Below are 16,896 nucleotides of genomic sequence, written 5' to 3'. Positions count from 1 at the left end.
TTCACTGTCCGCCTTTCCTTTAGTTCCGTTTACCGTTCCCCTTTATGGGAGACAATTCGTAGATATGCAGGGATGAGAAGACCAGGTCTTCATGATCGGCATGAACAGAGATTCCTTTGGCCTCTGCATCCGGATAGATCAGATCGGTAATCACGGCCTGACCATCGTGGGCAAATACCTCAACCGATGAAGAATCCACATAGATGCGCAAATGTTGAACCCCATCCACTGCTTGAACACTCGCTGCATGACGTCCCACGAAATGTTCATGGAAACCGACGATGCCTGATCGACTGCGATCGACGTACACTTCATTCTGACTTGCGTCAATGCCAATGAGCGTTTGGTTACTCGCGTTACTTCTCAGTGCAAATTGAACAGAGAACTCGGAAGCCCATTTCGCCTCAATTTCATAGTTTACTAGCTGCAAAGCGTTCAGCTGCGCATTCGTCTCCCGGATCGATACGTCCTGCAAGGTCAAAATCGGCGTTCTCGCTTGCTCCAGCTCGCGGGCAGGGCGCTGAATCAAGGTAACTTCTCCGTTCCTCATCTCCAAAGTCAGCTCCCGGGCAATCGTCATGGCGCCGCGGTAACCTTCTGTTGGCGTTTGGTTGGCATACATCCAATTGCTCATCCAGCCCATGAACAGGCGTCTGCCGTCTTCTGCCGGAATGTCGGACCAACTGACTCCTGCGTAGTTATCCCGGCCATGATCTATCCAGCGAACGGTATGGGAAGCGTCGTCCGGAACAAATGTCGACCCATCGAAATCTCCGGTAAAGTACTGGGTCCGGGAGCCTTCTTTGAAAGCAGGATCTGCACCGATGCTGACAAGCATGACCCATTTTTCCTGTTTTGCGTCCCCGTTCACTGCCAATGGAAACAGATCCGGACACTCCCACACGCCGTCATGCGAACCGATGCCTGCGCCGAATTCGCTGCCCAGCGTCCAATCTTTCAAATTGGGAGAACGATACAGGCATACCGTTTGGCCGCAAGCAACAATCATCACCCATCCCTTGGTCTGCTCATGCCAGAACACCTTCGGATCACGGAAATCCACGATCGATTCGTGCTCCAATACCGGATTGCCCTCGTATTTGATCCACGTTCGGCCGTTGTCCTTGCTGTACGCAAGGCTCTGCCGCTGAATCGGATCACCGTTCGGCACCTCGAGGTGATGAGTAAAAATAGCCACCAGTCCCGGCTCATCGTCGAAGAATCCGGATGTATTGTTCCAATCCACCACAGCACTGCCGGAAAAGATCATCCCGTGTTCATCCGGCGACAAGGCGACAGGAAGCTCTTCCCAGGCGACCAGATCTTTGGTCACGGCGTGTCCCCAGTGCATCGGACCCCACGTTGTGCCAAACGGATGATGCTGATAGAACAAGTGATACTCGCCTTTAAAAAATACCATGCCATTGGGATCGTTCATCCACTTCTCCTTCGGTGAGAAATGATAGATGCCCCGGTAATCGGAAGTTGATATTGTAGACATGTTGGTTCTCTCCTTTGTATCAAACAGGTTGCCGGAGGCTCCGATACCTTGACTCACCCAAGAGCCATGTATGGCAAAGCCTCCGCGTCCAGTTTGTTCTATTGGGTATTGCGGTCATATCCCGCTTGTTTGATTTGCAGCCATTCCTGCAGCCCGAGACGATCGAGTTCCTTCAAATAAGCATCCCACTCCTGCTCGATTTTTCCGTTTTGGTACCACTCCGTGCGCATGCGCAGCACATAAGCAAACAGATCGGTCTCGATGGTGGACAGGCGGTCGAGCTCATCGATCGAGAAAAATACGCTTGGATATACGTTATCCGCTTTCATATGCGGAACCATCACCCGATCCAGAAGTTCCATGCGCCAGGCGGCATCTTCCGGTTTGGTCGTGTATTTGCCGTAATAACTGTCGAGAATCGCCAGCGGTCCGGCAATGCTCGTTTTTTGCCGAAGCTCGACGGGTGCAGCCCCTTCCAGCGGCAGATGCTTCAGCATGCCCTTGGCTTCATCGAATTCAAAAATATTTTGCTGCGTCTCATCACCATACGTTCCCCAGTTGTTTTGCACGGATTGGAGCGGATCGTACAATTGGTCCACCCACTTCGCCGTCGCTTCCAGATTTTGATTGCTGCTCGTGATGACCATCCGTCCCCGGTCGAGCCCGATGCCGTTCGTTCTTGTGACATTGATCTCTCCATCAGGGCCGGCAAGCGGAGGCAAAACGTCATAGGTATCGTTCATGCCCGTAATGTTGGCCTTATCCCAAGTGAAATACACGCCGTACCTGTGGTCTTTCCCCTTGGCCAGGTATGTGTTCCAATCCTGCTGATAGGCTTCCACGTCCACGAGACCTTCCTTGACCAGTTCATGGATATATTTCACCGCTTCCTTGTATCCCTCATCGGCTGCCGTAAAGACCACCTTTCCATCGTTGGTCACCAAGGTGTGGTCCCAGTTCTCCCCGAGTCCGAATGCGGCAAAGAGGAATGTCAGATCTTCTCCGCCCGGCTTGTTAATGAAAGACAACGGAATCTCGTCGGCCTTCCCATTGCCGTTCGGGTCCTGCGTTTTGAACGCAATTAACACGTCTTTCAATTCTTCGGTGGTCGTCGGCATCTTCAGCCCCAGATTATTCAACCATTCGACATTGATCCAAGGCAAGTTATCCACAGCCTGTATCCGATGTTTGCCGCTTCCGAGCTCCTCGATCCAAGGGAACGAATAAATATGCCCGTCCGGAGCCGTGATCATGCTCTTGTACTCGGGAGCCTCTGCCAGCACCTTTTGCAGATTAGGCATGTATTGTTCGATCAAGTCTTCGAGCGGAATGATCGCTCCGTCCTTGGCCAGCTTCAGTAGGTCATAGTCTCCGTAACCTGCGTCAAAAATGGCATCCGGCAAATCTCCGCTGGCGACCGCCAAATTTCTTTTTTCCGCAAACACGTCGCTCGTATAGTTCTTCCAGTTGATATGCACGTTGGTCTTTTCCTCAAGTCTTTTGTTAATCAGCTTCTCGTTCGGATCGGCCGGAGCCAGCGGAGAGCTCTGCGTGATGAAATTCAATGTCACTTTTCCGTCGGGGGATTGGGCTTTGCTCGCTGCTCCTCCTCCGTCCCCGCCGCCGCAGGCCGAGAGCAGAAAGACGGCGGACAACATGGAAAGGGATGCCGCTGTAATGGCTTTTTTGGATGTTTTCACTTTTTTCATGATGTGACCTCCATGGTATATTGTTGGACCCAACTTGCTGTATCTCAGGCAGTTCACTATTTCAGTGAACCGACCATGACACCTTTCTCGAAATATTTCTGGAAAAACGGATACATGATGATCAGCGGCAGACTTGAAATGACAATGGCCGAATATTTGATCATCTCGGAGAGCCGTTTGAGCTCCGCCATCGCAAGCTGATCACTGATCATGCCCGGTGCAGCCTGGTTCTGAATCAGAATGGAGCGCAGGACGAGCTGCAGCGGGTGAAGGTTGGGATTATCCAGGTAAATCATCGCATCAAAATAAGAATTCCACTGCCCTACGAACGCGTACAAAGCGAGGACAAAAATGATCGGTTTGGACAACGGAATGACAATCTGAAAGAAAATTTTCATGTCGGACGCGCCGTCTACGTTCGCGGCTTCTTTGAGTTCCCTGGGTACCCCTTTGAAAAAAGTTCTGGAGAGAATGATGTTCCAGACGTTAACCGCTCCCGGGATGATGATCGCCCAGACGGTATCCAGCATGCCGAGGTTGCGCACGAGCAGATAGGTGGGAATCAAGCCGCCGCCAAAGAACATCGTAATGATAAACAGAACCATGAAGAATCCCCGTCCGGCCAGCCTTTCCTCGGATAATGCATAACCTGCAAAGATCGAGACCGTGACGGTCACGAAGGCAAACGAAACGGAGTACAGCACCGCATTCGCGAAACCTCGAATCATGGCCGGATTGGACAGAATCATCTGGTATCCGTCCAGACTCCAGTCGGATACATTGAAGGACAATCCGCGGTTAAGAAGCACGGTCGGGTCCATAAATGAAGCGATGACGATGTAAATCAGAGGAACGACCACAACCAGTACGGCGCAGGTGAGAAAGATGGCGTTTAACGCAAGAATCAGACGGTCCAGTCCCGTAGGTTTGATTGCCATAGGTAACACTCCTTTCTAGTAAAGGCCTTCGCCTTCGTTCAATTTTTTCACGATCAGATTTACGGTAACGAGCAATATCACATTAATGACGGAGTTAAACAATCCTACGGCCGCAGAATAGGCGTAATCCCCGGACTGCAATCCGACCTTGTAAACATACGTTGCAATAATTTCGGAGGATGGCAGGTTCATGGATGTCTGCATCAGATACGCCTTCTCGAACCCGATGGACATGATCCCGCCGGCAGCAAGAATAAACACGATGGCCATAATCGGACGAATGGTCGGAAGATCGATATGGCGGATACGCTGAAGGAGATTGGCTCCATCCAGATTGGCTGCATTATGAAGCTCCGGATCGACGTTGGCCAAAGCCGCCACATAAATGATCGAAGACCAGCCCGCTCCGGTCCAGATATCGGACAAAATGTATATCCAGCGGAAATATTCGGGTTCGGACATAAACATGATGGGCTGACCGGTAATCCATATGGCGAATTGGTTCACTGGCCCGGTCGGTGATAAAAAGATGAACAGCATGCCCACAACGACCACGACCGAAATGAAATTGGGCGCATACAGAAACAATTGGATGTTCTTCTTCACTCCGGCTTTGCGCACTTGATTCAGCATGAGCGCCAGCAGAATGGGCACCGGAAAACTGAATATCAATCCCAAAAAGCTGAGCTTAAGCGTATTCATAAAAATGACGTCAAAATTGGGCGATGCCAGAAACTTCTCGAAATGCTTCAATCCCACCCAATCGCTGCCCATAATCCCTTTGATCGGACTAAAATCTTTGAATGCGATAATGGCTCCATACATCGGAATGTATTTGAAAACCAACGTCAGGATCAGGGCTGGTGCAAGCAATGCATACAAAAAATAGTTCTTTTTGAGCCGCTGCCATGCATGACCGATGGACGGCCTTTCCCTCAGGCCCCTTTCCATCCCCTTTTTGGTGTCCACTGTGTTATCCACCACGCTACCTCCGTTCATTGATGAAGTTGACAATTGCTCATAGAAAGGGCTTTCAATATTTACAATTGCTCATTTGATATTTTACAATTTATCAGGAAACCTCTCGTTTAGTCAATACATAATGTAAAAAAATAATTGTGCATTTGCTAATTTCTTTTGCGTTTTTACGCTCATAATTAGATGGGATTGTGAACTCACAGCCCTGAAATCGTCTTTCCAAACCTGTTTCTTCTCGTCTTAACGAGGACCAACCTGTTTTATATCGTATAACCCCTAACTACAAAACCACAAAAAATGGAACCGTCAATATTCAAAATGTAAATTTAATTGTTCATATGTAAAGTCGAGATTGCTATTTGCTCCGATATATTATACATTTGACTTAGATAATCATTGGGGATGACTAATTGATCATTAGAGGTGAAGCACGACATGGCAAAAGAGAAAGTCACAATACAGGACATTGCGGATGCTCTGGGCATCTCCAGAAATACGGCTTCCAAAGCGCTGAATGACAGCGGAAACATTCCGGAAGAGACGCGGAACCGGGTCGTTAAAAAAGCCATTGAGTTAAAATATAAACACTTCGCTTATATGGAAAGCGAGCATGTCCTGGGCAAAACGCCGGGCAATATCGCCCTGTTAACCGAAAACCTGCCCAATACGTCTCATTTTGGATCGTTGTTAATCAGCGGTCTGGAAAAAAGGATCAGTGCCGAGGGGTATAATCTCTCGATCCATATCGTGCGTGAAGTCGACCAAGACGCGCTGACGCTTCCGAACAACTTTGATATTTCAAAGGTGGACGGCATTATTTGCATCGAATTGTTCAACTTGGAATATACCCGTCTCATCACGGAGCTCGGCATCCCCACGATCTTTATCGATTGTGCTTCCGACATCTGTTATCCGGATTTTCATGCCGACCTGCTGCTGATGGAGAATGAACATAGCACCTATCAGTTAACCAAAAAATTAATTGATAGCGGCTACAAAAGCATCGGGTTCGCCGGAGACTATAATCACTGCAAAAGCTTCAATGAACGATGGGTCGGCTATCATCGCGCGATGCTCGAATCGGGGCTTCAGGTCGATCCATCCCACTGCATTACGGATAATGATCGGCTGTTCTTCTCGAAGCCAGGTTGGATGAACGAGCGCGTAGCCGCGCTGGAGTCTTTGCCTTCCGCTTATGTATGCGCGAATGACTTCATCGCGGTCGAACTGATCAAGGCTTTGAAAGCAAGAGAGGTGACGGTTCCGCAGAATATTGTGGTATGCGGGTTCGATAACGCACCCGAATCAAGAATTATTGAACCTCCGTTAACGACGGTGCACATTTACAGCAATGAGATGGGGATCAAAGCGGCCGAGATGCTGTTATCCCGGATTGATAACCCGGAACAACCTTATCAGGTCTCGCATATTGCGACCAAACCGATTATACGGGAGTCGACGCCCGCAATTATGCCGGTCAATTCTACTCTTGTAACGGGTTAATCCGATCTAAAAGAAAAACCGACTCTCAGCGAGTCGGTTTATGATTCAGAGCATTATTGAAATTGGCGGGGTTTCTCCTCAACATGAAGTTTTGCTTGAAGGCCGCTCTCTCCGGATAAGGGTTCCGTTTCAGGGTGAGGAAAATAGGCCTCGAACATTCGCTGCAGGTCCTTTCTCGTTACCGGCGCGGCTTCGGGGTACAGCTCATAGCCAAGCTCTCCGTTATTTTCAATGGTACCCGACTTTACATCTTCAACTCGAGAAATGCCTGCCATGCGCAGGCGCTTTTCCAGATCGTCAACAGAAATTCGCAGCTTGCGCAAATTGTTCGTGTCAAGCTTACCTTCGCGGATCACCGACACGCTTTTTCCCTTTAAGATCGATTCCATAACGTTTGAGCGTAAAGTAATCCATTCAACAAGGATGAGGAAACCGATAAAAACGGCAAGTGCCAGAATCGTTTCCTTCATCCCCTTCCCGCTTACTTGAGTGCCAAGCACCGTGCCAATGCTCAATAAAATGATGATTTGAGGAATCGTCATTTGTGAGATGGATTTCCGCCCCGCAATCCTTAAAAAGAGCGTGCCGATGCAAGCTAAAAAAATCGTGCTCCAGAATATCATCCACATTTGCATTCCTCCCGATGTTTCACTGTTCTACAAGCGTTCCCCAAAATAAAGGAAATCATGAGAAAAGCTCCAGACGCTATGTAGGCTAGTTTGATCGTTCTTTCAAAAAACATAAAGAAAGCCGCTAAATTAGCGACTTTCAGTAGAATAATGTTCTAGCCTCGCAACCATAGCGAGAAACGAAATCTCATTTTATTAGACCAAGAAGGCCTTGGAGATAATAACCAACAGAATAAAGAGCACAAGAATTGCGCCGATGGAGGTAAAGCCACCGTATGCACCTGCTCCTCCTACATTTCCACTTCCTACTCCATTGCCGTACCCAACATCACTCATTCTTCTTCCTCCTCTTTTGTGGTATAGAATAGATTATTCATGTACATCCGAATTGACAAGGCTACTTGGAAAAAGGGCTTTAAAGAACCTGCAGCGCCTATATAACTCGATATGTCACTCCGTCTTGTACCCTTTCACCACTACGGGTTAGAACCACCTTTTTACGGCAATATCCTGCGGCAAATCCTCGGGAGTCACTTCATATGTTAAAATCTTTATAAAGATCAAAAATCACCATAACTGCCGAAAACAGCTTTACGTTTGAAATCGTTACATTTATATTTGAATGTGAGAAATGTAACTACTTTGGCACCCGCCACTATCGAAGTGGGAGAATTCAGACAATACGTTGTTAAAAGGAATGTTAAACATAATGCCCACCAAAAAACATCATCGTGTTAAAGTTGCCAAATTATTCTTGCACATTGTTGTATTTGTTATTTTCCTAAGCATCCTCTTGGGAATCCGCTGGCTTTGGCTCGATACATATGCTCCTCCTTCAGATCAACCGAAAGCCGCCGGCGGAGTTTTGGATCTAAGAGGCTGGGATCTAATAAATTCAAAGCCTATCAACTTAAATGGGGACTGGGCCTTTTATTCGAATGCGCTAATCAATGAAACAGAATGGAAAGAGCTAGCGAAGCAGACCTATGTAGAAGTACCCGGGGACTGGAAAAGCGCCAATGGAGCCACATCTTCATTAGGTAACGGTACATATCGGCTCCGTATATTGCTGGATCGCCCGATTTCGGTTCCCATATCATTATGGGTACAGGCCATCCAATCTGCCGCTACGGTGGACATCAACGGTGAAACCGTAGCCAGAATGGGAATGACGGGGGAAGACGGTCAAGCCTCCTACCTCCCGAACCGCAGCTCTTTCATCGTCGATTACATGCCTGACCCTGATGCTCGTGAGCTGGATATCATCATCCGTGTCGCGAACAATGAACATCCATTTTTGGGAGGTATAGTAAAACCGATCAAGTTCGGAACACACATCGCGATCCAGAAGGAAAACGGAACCTCCGTGGACCTTCAGCTTGTCATGTTTGTTGTCTTGATGCTCCACGGCGTATATGCTTTCATCTTGTACACATTCAATCCGAAGCAGCGGTCCATTCTTGATTTCTTCTTGCTGCTGATCGCAGCCGCTTTAACCGTTGTACTATCCAACGACACCCTATTGGTTAGATGGTTTCCGATCAACTATGAATGGGAAGTCAAATTAGCCATGCTTTCGTACTCCTTGCTGTCCTATTTTATCTGGAAACTGAGCCGTAGCATTACCTCATCGAAGCCTAGAATATGGTTTACGATATTCAGTTCGTTTTTTGTCCTGTACACGGCTGTGATCTTCATCGCCCCCGTGCCTTGGGTTCATTTTCTCTCAAAGTACCGGGTGTTTAGCGTATTTTACCTACTCCCCATACTGCACTCGCTTCTGTTATTCGCCAAGATGGTCATAAAACGCAAGGAAGGCTCCATATTTTTGCTTCTTTCGGCCAGCGGCGTATTAGCAAGTTCACTCTGGGGGGGTTCTATAGGGAGAAAATTTGAGCTGCCTGCTGTGTATTATCCGGTCGATGTACTTGCAGCCATTATCGGTTTTTCCGCCTACTGGTTCAAGCAGTATTTTCGTAATGTCCGCCAAATCAGCAAATTGAACGGCAAGCTGAAGATGGCGGACCAAATGAAGGATCGTTTTCTAGCCAATACGTCTCATGAATTACGGACACCGCTGCACGGAATATTGAATATTTCCATCGGTCTGGCAGAACGCGAGAAAGAAAAGCTTAGCAAGCAGAGCAACGAAGACCTGAACCTTTTGATTACGATCAGCCGCCGGATGTCGTATTTGATCAATGACTTACTGGATGCCATCCTTCTTCAGGAGAAACGAATCCAGCTGCAGACCAGCAGCGTTTCCCTCGTTTCCGTCGTCAAGGGGGTGTTCGGTTTATTAAAATATATGACCGAAGGCAAACCTGTCCGGCTGATCATGGATATTCCGGATTCGCTCCCCGTCGTTCAGGCAGATGAGAAACGGTTGAGTCAAGTTTTCATTAATTTGGTGCACAATGCGATAAAGTACACGGAGAAGGGCTCCATCACCGTATCAGCCGTTGCAAACGGCAGTACAATGACCGTCATGGTATCCGATACAGGAGTCGGGATGGACCAAGAAACGATGCAGCGGGTATTTCTTCGATATGAACAAGGCGATCAGGGGTTAAACGAGGCGCAGGGAATCGGGCTTGGCCTGAACATCAGCAGGGAGCTCGTAGAGCTGCACGGCGGCGAACTTACCGTTTCATCCGAACCGGGAAAAGGAACGACGTTTTCCTTTACCCTGCCGCTGGCGGATACTGCTGCAGATCGCTTTGTATCGCAAACAGTGTTGCCGGTAGTCGGGGAAGATGCTTACTACGAGCTAACAGCTAGCCAAGAATTCAATAAAAATGATGATTCGATGGGAATGCCGCCAGCCTTTCTGTCGAATAAACATCCCGTTCAGATCTTGGCTGTGGATGACGACCCTGTAAACTTGAGAATTTTGGCCGGCTTGCTCTCTGTAGAACCGTACCATTTGAGATGTACAGTTTCGGTTGCCGAAGCGCTCGAGCTTCTCGGTTCGCAATCCTGGGATCTGCTTATTACGGACGTCATGATGCCGGAAATGTCAGGCTATGACCTTACTCGCGCTGTAAGAACCCGTTATAATGCTTCAGAACTTCCTGTGCTGCTGTTAACGGCGCGAAGCGAACCGGCCGATGTGTATGCCGGTTTCCAGTCCGGTGCTAACGATTATGTAACGAAGCCGGTTGATCCGGTGGAATTAAGATACCGAATCCATTCCTTGATCACATTGAAGCATACGGTCGACGACCGCATGCAAATGGAAGCTGCTTATATGCAAGCTCAGATCCACCCTCACTTTTTGTTCAACACGTTAAATACGATCGTGGCGCTTAGCGACATCGATATTAAACGCATGCAGAACCTGGTGCAGTCATTCAGTTCCTACTTGCAAATCAGTTTCAGTTACGGAAATCGGGATCGGCTGGTACCGCTGCAGCAGGAGCTGGAGCTTGTGCAAGCTTACTTATACGTAGAAAAAGAGAGGCATGGAGATCGTCTTAACGTCGTATGGGAGGTTGACTCGGAAGTGAACGCCCTCATCCCGCCGCTGGCCATTCAGCCGATCGTGGAGAATGCCGTTCGGCATGGTATGATGGCAAAAGTCAACGGAGGCACAATATGGATTCGAATTGCTCGGGATGCAGACTCGATATCGATTGAATTGAAAGATGACGGGCCTGGTATGGAACCTGATACAGTCGCCCAATTGCTGAATGCTCCTCATCCGGGGGACAGAGGGATCGGAATTTACAACACGAACCGTCGACTGATGCAAACCTTTGGCAGCGGGTTGGTCATCCAAAGCGTTAAACATCAAGGTACCGCCGTTTCTTTTAAAATCCCGGCCGATTCGCAGGTGATTAAGGATTCTTTCAACCCATTAAACGTTTATGACATAAACAGAAATTCAAATTGACATTGATGCAGTCTGTGAATGAATAGAAAGAAACGACCTGGATGACTTATTTACAAGTAAAGCAGCGGATTTCCATTGAGCGGAAAGCGCTGCTTTATTGTTACTTGCTCCGTAGCGGATGTGTTTATTGTAATCCGGATATCAGGACTTTAATAAAGCGATCCCAAATGACGGCAGCTTCCTTGCGCAGCAGTGAATCTTGCGACCGGTAGTTTACGACCCCCGTATTGCTAGTGGTTACATCAGGACCATAGATCCCCGCTCCCACCACAAATTTGACGGCTTCTTCAGCCCAGGGAGCAGGATGATCGGCGATCTTCGCCGAAACCTTGGGCATGTTAAAGCTTGAAGAAAGCCTCCAGAGAATCGTAGCCGCTTCTTGACGGGTAATGATACGATCCGGATGGAACATTTCATCGGAAGTGCCTGTCAATACTCCGATTTCTGCGAGTTTCTGAATCGAAGCTCCGTATTTGTGTCCTTCGATATCTTTAAAAAATGGCGGCTTTTCAGAAGGTTTTACATTGGCAAACTTCAACAATTGGTATGCAAATTCACCTCTCGTAACAGCCTCTTCCGGAAAGAAACGGGAGTCTTGCTTTTCGTTGTCGTCTTGCATGAACAGTTTGGCAGAGGTATATATAGCCTCCGAGTATGCGTCATTACCTACGTCAACGTATTTAGGAAGATCCGGGATTTTAGCAAACCATGAGTCGGGTGCAATGTAATCCAGATCGATGATTTCTCCCTCGTCATCCTTCTTGAATGCAGCTTGATTGCCCTCTTCATCGACGAATAACAGATCCCCGACGGGTTTTAACGTATGTGTTCCATTCGGACCGGAAATCGAAAGCTTTCCCGCTTGTTTCTTGATATCAAAAAACAGGAAAGGCTGCCGAAGATGGCGATATGTTCCGACAAACGCATCCAGCTCATTGGCATCGAGCGGCCACTCTTGTTCTTCCTGCTTTTCTTGGGGGAAATAATGGTCCATAAATGCAGTGAACAATTCTTCCCTTATGTCTTGACTCGCGTCACTGTTCGTAATGACAAAACCACCCACTTTTTGATCCGGCATTAACCACATCCAGGAATGATATCCGGGCAGATCCCCTCCTTTTCCAATAACCAATTGGCCATTGTAGGCGTGGCGATAAAATTTTTCGAATCCTAAAGCCATCGTGGGCACCTGCTCTTGAATGGACACCTGCGTACGATGCATTTCCTCTGTCGTCGATGTAGAGAGGATCTCGGCATTGCCGAGCCTGCCTCCATTCAAATGGGCCAACATAAATCGAGCCATGTCGCTGCTCGTGCCAAACATTCCTCCGTCCGGGACAATAAAAGGAACGTTCGGATACTGCTCCTTGGGTTGGCCATCGGTTCCGTAACCTGTAGCCAGATTTTTTTTGATTTGTTCCGTCATGCGGAAATCACTGTTATTCATTCCTAGAGGTTCAAAAACGTGCTTCTGCACATATTCCTCAAAAGGATCACCTGCTACTTGCTGAAGAATGTATCCCTGGAGATTAAAAGCAAAGTTATCATACCGGTAACTCTCACCTGGTGTTCTTACAACGGTCGGCATGTTTTCTTGAATAAATTGTTCTAAAGACTGTTCTTCGTTATTCGATGAAATGTAATCCGTATAATCGAAGCCAGTGGTATGCGTCATTAAATGTCTCATGGTCAGGGGGCTTCCAGTCTGGTTCTTGATGGGGATTCCTTCAAGATATTGTTCTATATTTTCGTCGAGATCGATCTTCCCTTGCTCAACGAGCTGCATTACCGCAGTCGCAGTCATTACTTTCGAGATGGAGGCCATTCGAAAAATCGTCTGATCAGGATCGACCAAAGATTTCGTTTCCAAGTCGGAAAAACCGTACCCTTTGTTTAACAACACCTTGTTATCTGCAACAACTACAAAAGCTGCACCGACAAGTTTTTTTTGGATATCAGGCCGGTTAAAAAATTCATCCGCAAATTGCTCCACTTCGGCCGCAGTCGACGGCCCTTGATCATGGAGGTTTTGTTCTAATCCGGACCTGTTTTCGCTCCCGGCGACGGAGTACCCAAATGCCGTCTGACCTGATATTAGTGCAGCCATCAATAAGCTTACCGTAATCAGATTAAGTTTCTTTGAAGCCCGTAGGCCTCTTCTCTTTTCCATCGGATAACCTCGTTTCTAAAGGAATTGTTATTTTCACTTATATAAACCGCACTAATCAATCACACTAGGGCACTGCGAATGCAGCATCATCTTCCGATCGCGGTTATCCCCAGATTTTTTGGTTCCCCTTTTCTAAGGGGAAAATCCGGTGTTAAGCCTATGCTTCCGATACAGCTTTCTTTCAGAAAGCTTTTTAGAACGCTTCGCTTCTCCAGATCGGTTCTGCCTCTCCGTTAACGTGTGTTTGTTTTTTTGCGGTTTATATAAATATTTTATTTATTAAACCTTTATTTTCCATCCGTCTCGAGAAGGATTATACCTACGATTAAAGATGGAGCCGTTTCTCGCGGCTGCGCCCCGCTCTATTCATGCTGCATTCGTCCTAGCCGTTCGGAAGCGCCCTCACGAGAGATTTTCTCGGTTGCCCCTTCCGTACATCGCCAAAAAACCTCCGGGCATGTACCCCGAAGGTTTGTGAAGTGTTTCTCTCATTTTGTTTCGCCGATTTACGGCACGTACCCGAAACCCAGTATCGTAAACGACCGATCCGCATGGTGATCCGCCATGGAAATTTCCACGATGCGTTCCTCCGTTTCCTCTTCATCGCAGATCAACATCGCGTGGCAGCGCGTCCAATGAACCTGATGAGGATCAGCGGTCCTCACGAATGCGCCGTTCACCCGAACGTTGGCCGTTCCAAACTCGTCGCTTCCGGAATCTTTGAAAACCATGATAAGCCGTTTGGCTCGCAAAGTCATTCGAAACGGCGCTTTGCCTGCGGAAGCCGTATGCATCCAGTTATCGGGAAACAGTGGCGTGCCGTGCGAATGATCGTCCAATTCGGTCCGCTGCAGGTCCTTATCCGTCTCACAGAAACCACCCGCATCGACCCGGGCGACTGTGCCGGCATGTTTTCGGTCGATCAGCTTCATGCCGACGAACCGGTTGCCGATGAGCGGCGGTAGGGCTTGCAGATCGTTCTCTGCATCAAGGAAGGAATGATGCGTCGTCTCGAACAGCCAGCCCAGACAGTCGGCCATGATTTGGTGCCCGGCATTGGTCGGATGATAGATATCATGGAAAAACTGCGCTTTGCCGATGACCCGGCCTTCCTCCTCGCTCCGTCCGAACTGCTCCACGACGGCATCTTTAATGCTCACCATCGGCAGATCATAATGCCATCCTAAGGGGGCGAGGCGGTCCTGAAGATTCCAGTCATTCTCGAACACGCTGAACAGCAGGATGACCGCCGGTTTGTTGTCCGCCTGCAAAGCCTGCAGCACCAGGCTCTCGTAACATACGCCCCCGGTCTCGTCGTCGGCATCGTTGACCGCAAACTCCACGACGACGATATCCGGCTGGACCGCGCCTTCCCGGAGCACGTCCCGCTCGTAGCGGACGATGCCCAGCTCGGACGGAGTACCGCCGACGCCTGCCTTGATCAGGCGGACCTTGCCTTCGTCCGCAGGTGCGAACATGCTTCGGAAAAGGTCGAAAGACCGATATGCGTAACAGTTCAGGTGCAGGGGCACCGCCCCCGCCCCGTGCGTAATGGACCCGCCGATATAAGCGATCGTTACGGGTTTGCCGTCTCGAGCGTTGTCGATGGCCCGTTTTAATCGGGCATTGTTGCCCTTGTTCAGCAGCGAGGAAGCGATCATTTCCCGGTAGGCGAGGGAATCGCGGTTCAATGCCGCATGGTCTGTCGCATCCGGAATACCGATCGGATCTCGCGGCGCCTTGGGACCTTCCGATGGTTGTGCCGATCCTGATGGGGGGTCAAACATGGCTCATCCTTCCTTTCCTCGTCACGGGGTCATTTCACTTTGTATTCGAAATTCGAGAAATCGGCCCAGCCTCCGGCCGCCTTGGTCGAGAACATGAACAAGCCGATCCGGCAGCCCATGAAATGGTCGAGCTTATAGATCATCTTGTGTGGCGTGCCCAGCTGCACCCATTCGTTTTCGTCTTCGTAGTAGAAGGCGCATTCGTCCTGATTGTTCGCAAACTGGCCATAGGCCCTGAGCGTAACCCGGGGGCTCGCCACAGGAACTCTCGCATGCTCCGCGGCCGGCTGAGCGTCGATCAGGTTGCCGAAAATCGAGGCATCCTCCGCCTCCCGTGCCGCCATGACCAAATAAAACCGGCCTTGCTCTTTCGTGAGCCCGATGAATCCGTAAGTGCCGATCAGAAAGCATAACCCCGCATAATCCCCGTCGCTCAGGCCGCTTCCGTCCAGCGTAACCGTTGCTTCGCAGGCAGGCCCCATTGCACGCTGCGTCAGCGTATTCACCGCGAATGTCAGATTGGGGCGAGTTTCTCCGGTCCGAATCCGGTACGCGCCGGGTTTCTCGGTTACCGACCAGAGTGCATCGTCGGGAGTATGGTTCCATTGCCACACGTCCTTCAGCCGCACCCGGCCATCGTCCTGTTTATCGTAGCGAAAATCATCGCTATCCACCAATGGTTTGTACACATAACCCGGGCGGGTGCTCGGTATGTCGATTTCCTTCGGCGCTTTCGGGGCAAAGACCGGGGTGCCTTCTTCAAAATGCAGCGGCACCAGAACGGGAATGCGGCCGACCGCGCCATGGTCCTGAAATAACATCGCATACCAATCGCCATCCGGGGTATCCACGATGCCTCCCTGCGCGATGCCCGAATTGAAATACCCCATGTCGTCGTTGAATACGTCCCCGCCGACAAACTCCCCGTTCAGGTTGTCGGCCATGTAACACGCCTGCGTCCTGCGTCCTGCCGCCTTGGTCAAATGAATGAGAAACACGTAATAACGGCCGCCGATTTTGTAAAAATGCGCTCCTTCATAGCCCAAATGATAGGGCTGACGCTCTTCGACGATGATGCGGTCCAATCCGCCGGGCTTCGGTCCGGACAAATCCGCGTTCAGCTCAGTCAGGCGGATCTTGGCATTGCCGTACACCAGATAAGCCTTGTCGTCTTCATCAAAGAACAATGAACAGTCATGATAAAAACCGTCGATATGGCGTTTGCTCCAGGGTCCCGTCACCGACGCCGCCGTGTATAAATACGTTTTGCCCGTGTCGTTCGCCACGAAAACGACGTAAAACGTGCCTTTGTGGTAACGGAGCGAGGCAGCCCACATCCCTTTCCCGTAAATGTGCCTGCCGTCCTCCAGCCGCTGGGCAGGCGTATCGTCTAGCCTGTCGTACACATGGGTGGCCACTTCCCAGTTGATCAAGTCGTACGAACGAAGAATGACGCAGCCCGGCATCATGTGCATCGTCGTGCTGACCATATAATAGGTGTCCTCCACCCGGATCACGTCCAAGTCCGGATAGTCGGCCCATAGAATCGGATTTACATGCATATTACACTTTGCTCCCTTCCTTCGATGCTTCAATGTGATTTCAGCCGAAAGATGACGGCGCTTTCACTTCCGGCATTGTTTTCTGTTATGATGGATGCATGTCCAGTTTATTGATCAATTCACATACCGAATCAAGGATCGGGATGAATAACGAATTTAGGACTCCTTTGTCTCACTTGCTTTAATCCAAGCATATCCATTAAATAGTATAGAGCAGAATGCGC

At 49.2% G+C, this 16,896-nt stretch carries 11 protein-coding genes; 2 read left to right on the top strand and 9 right to left on the bottom strand.

The window, feature by feature from the left end; all coding sequences use genetic code 11:
* Positions 1 to 19 precede the first annotated feature (19 nt).
* The 4 genes from RSX24_RS07715 to RSX24_RS07700 form a co-directional block, all read right to left on the bottom strand.
* Positions 20 to 1,501 carry a glycoside hydrolase family 32 protein gene (locus RSX24_RS07715; RefSeq protein WP_343260177.1) on the bottom strand — a complete coding sequence of 494 codons (1,482 nt, stop codon included), beginning with the start codon at positions 1,499 to 1,501 and terminating at the stop codon, positions 20 to 22.
* 98 nt (positions 1,502 to 1,599) lie between these two features.
* Positions 1,600 to 3,210 carry an ABC transporter substrate-binding protein gene (locus RSX24_RS07710; RefSeq protein WP_343260176.1) on the bottom strand — a complete coding sequence of 537 codons (1,611 nt, stop codon included), beginning with the start codon at positions 3,208 to 3,210 and terminating at the stop codon, positions 1,600 to 1,602.
* A gap of 56 nt (positions 3,211 to 3,266) precedes the next feature.
* Entirely contained in the window at positions 3,267 to 4,148 is an 882-nt protein-coding gene (locus RSX24_RS07705; RefSeq protein WP_236412317.1) for a carbohydrate ABC transporter permease, read from the bottom strand.
* Positions 4,149 to 4,163: 15 nt separating this feature from the next.
* On the bottom strand, positions 4,164 to 5,099 hold the full coding sequence (locus tag RSX24_RS07700; protein WP_236412926.1) for an ABC transporter permease: 936 nt from the start codon (positions 5,097 to 5,099) through the stop codon (positions 4,164 to 4,166).
* A 462-nt stretch (positions 5,100 to 5,561) separates the two neighbouring features.
* Between RSX24_RS07700 and RSX24_RS07695 the strand changes: the two genes are divergently transcribed.
* Complete coding sequence (locus tag RSX24_RS07695) at positions 5,562 to 6,629, top strand: LacI family DNA-binding transcriptional regulator (protein ID WP_343260175.1); 1,068 nt, start codon at positions 5,562 to 5,564, stop codon at positions 6,627 to 6,629.
* A 53-nt stretch (positions 6,630 to 6,682) separates the two neighbouring features.
* Here RSX24_RS07695 and RSX24_RS07690 read toward each other — a convergent pair whose 3' ends face one another.
* Both RSX24_RS07690 and RSX24_RS07685 read right to left on the bottom strand, forming a co-directional pair.
* The gene (locus RSX24_RS07690; RefSeq protein WP_343260174.1) at positions 6,683 to 7,099 is read right to left on the bottom strand and encodes a DUF421 domain-containing protein; all 417 of its coding nucleotides are present in this window, start codon (positions 7,097 to 7,099) and stop codon (positions 6,683 to 6,685) included.
* Between the two features lie 354 nt (positions 7,100 to 7,453).
* On the bottom strand, positions 7,454 to 7,594 hold the full coding sequence (locus RSX24_RS07685; protein WP_236412306.1) for a YjcZ family sporulation protein: 141 nt from the start codon (positions 7,592 to 7,594) through the stop codon (positions 7,454 to 7,456).
* Between the two features lie 529 nt (positions 7,595 to 8,123).
* On the opposite strand from RSX24_RS07685, the gene RSX24_RS07680 reads away from it, so the two are divergent.
* Positions 8,124 to 11,153, top strand: a complete 3,030-nt coding sequence (locus RSX24_RS07680) for a hybrid sensor histidine kinase/response regulator (protein ID WP_343260173.1) — start codon at positions 8,124 to 8,126, stop codon at positions 11,151 to 11,153.
* 124 nt (positions 11,154 to 11,277) lie between these two features.
* On the opposite strand, the gene RSX24_RS07675 is transcribed toward RSX24_RS07680, so the two are convergent.
* The 3 genes from RSX24_RS07675 to RSX24_RS07665 all read right to left on the bottom strand — a co-directional run bounded on the left by RSX24_RS07675 (position 11,278) and on the right by RSX24_RS07665 (position 16,672).
* Positions 11,278 to 13,323 carry a serine hydrolase domain-containing protein gene (locus RSX24_RS07675; RefSeq protein ID WP_343260172.1) on the bottom strand — a complete coding sequence of 682 codons (2,046 nt, stop codon included), beginning with the start codon at positions 13,321 to 13,323 and terminating at the stop codon, positions 11,278 to 11,280.
* 506 nt (positions 13,324 to 13,829) lie between these two features.
* On the bottom strand, positions 13,830 to 15,110 hold the full coding sequence (locus RSX24_RS07670) for an SGNH/GDSL hydrolase family protein (RefSeq protein ID WP_343260171.1): 1,281 nt from the start codon (positions 15,108 to 15,110) through the stop codon (positions 13,830 to 13,832).
* Between the two features lie 29 nt (positions 15,111 to 15,139).
* Entirely contained in the window at positions 15,140 to 16,672 is a 1,533-nt protein-coding gene (locus tag RSX24_RS07665; RefSeq protein ID WP_343260170.1) for a glycoside hydrolase family 43 protein, read from the bottom strand.
* Positions 16,673 to 16,896: the final 224 nt, after the last annotated feature.

The sequence above is a fragment of the Paenibacillus hubeiensis genome, assembly GCF_032334105.1.
Lineage (GTDB): Bacteria > Bacillota > Bacilli > Paenibacillales > Paenibacillaceae > Paenibacillus > Paenibacillus hubeiensis.
This window is presented reverse-complemented; position numbering and strand designations above follow the sequence as displayed.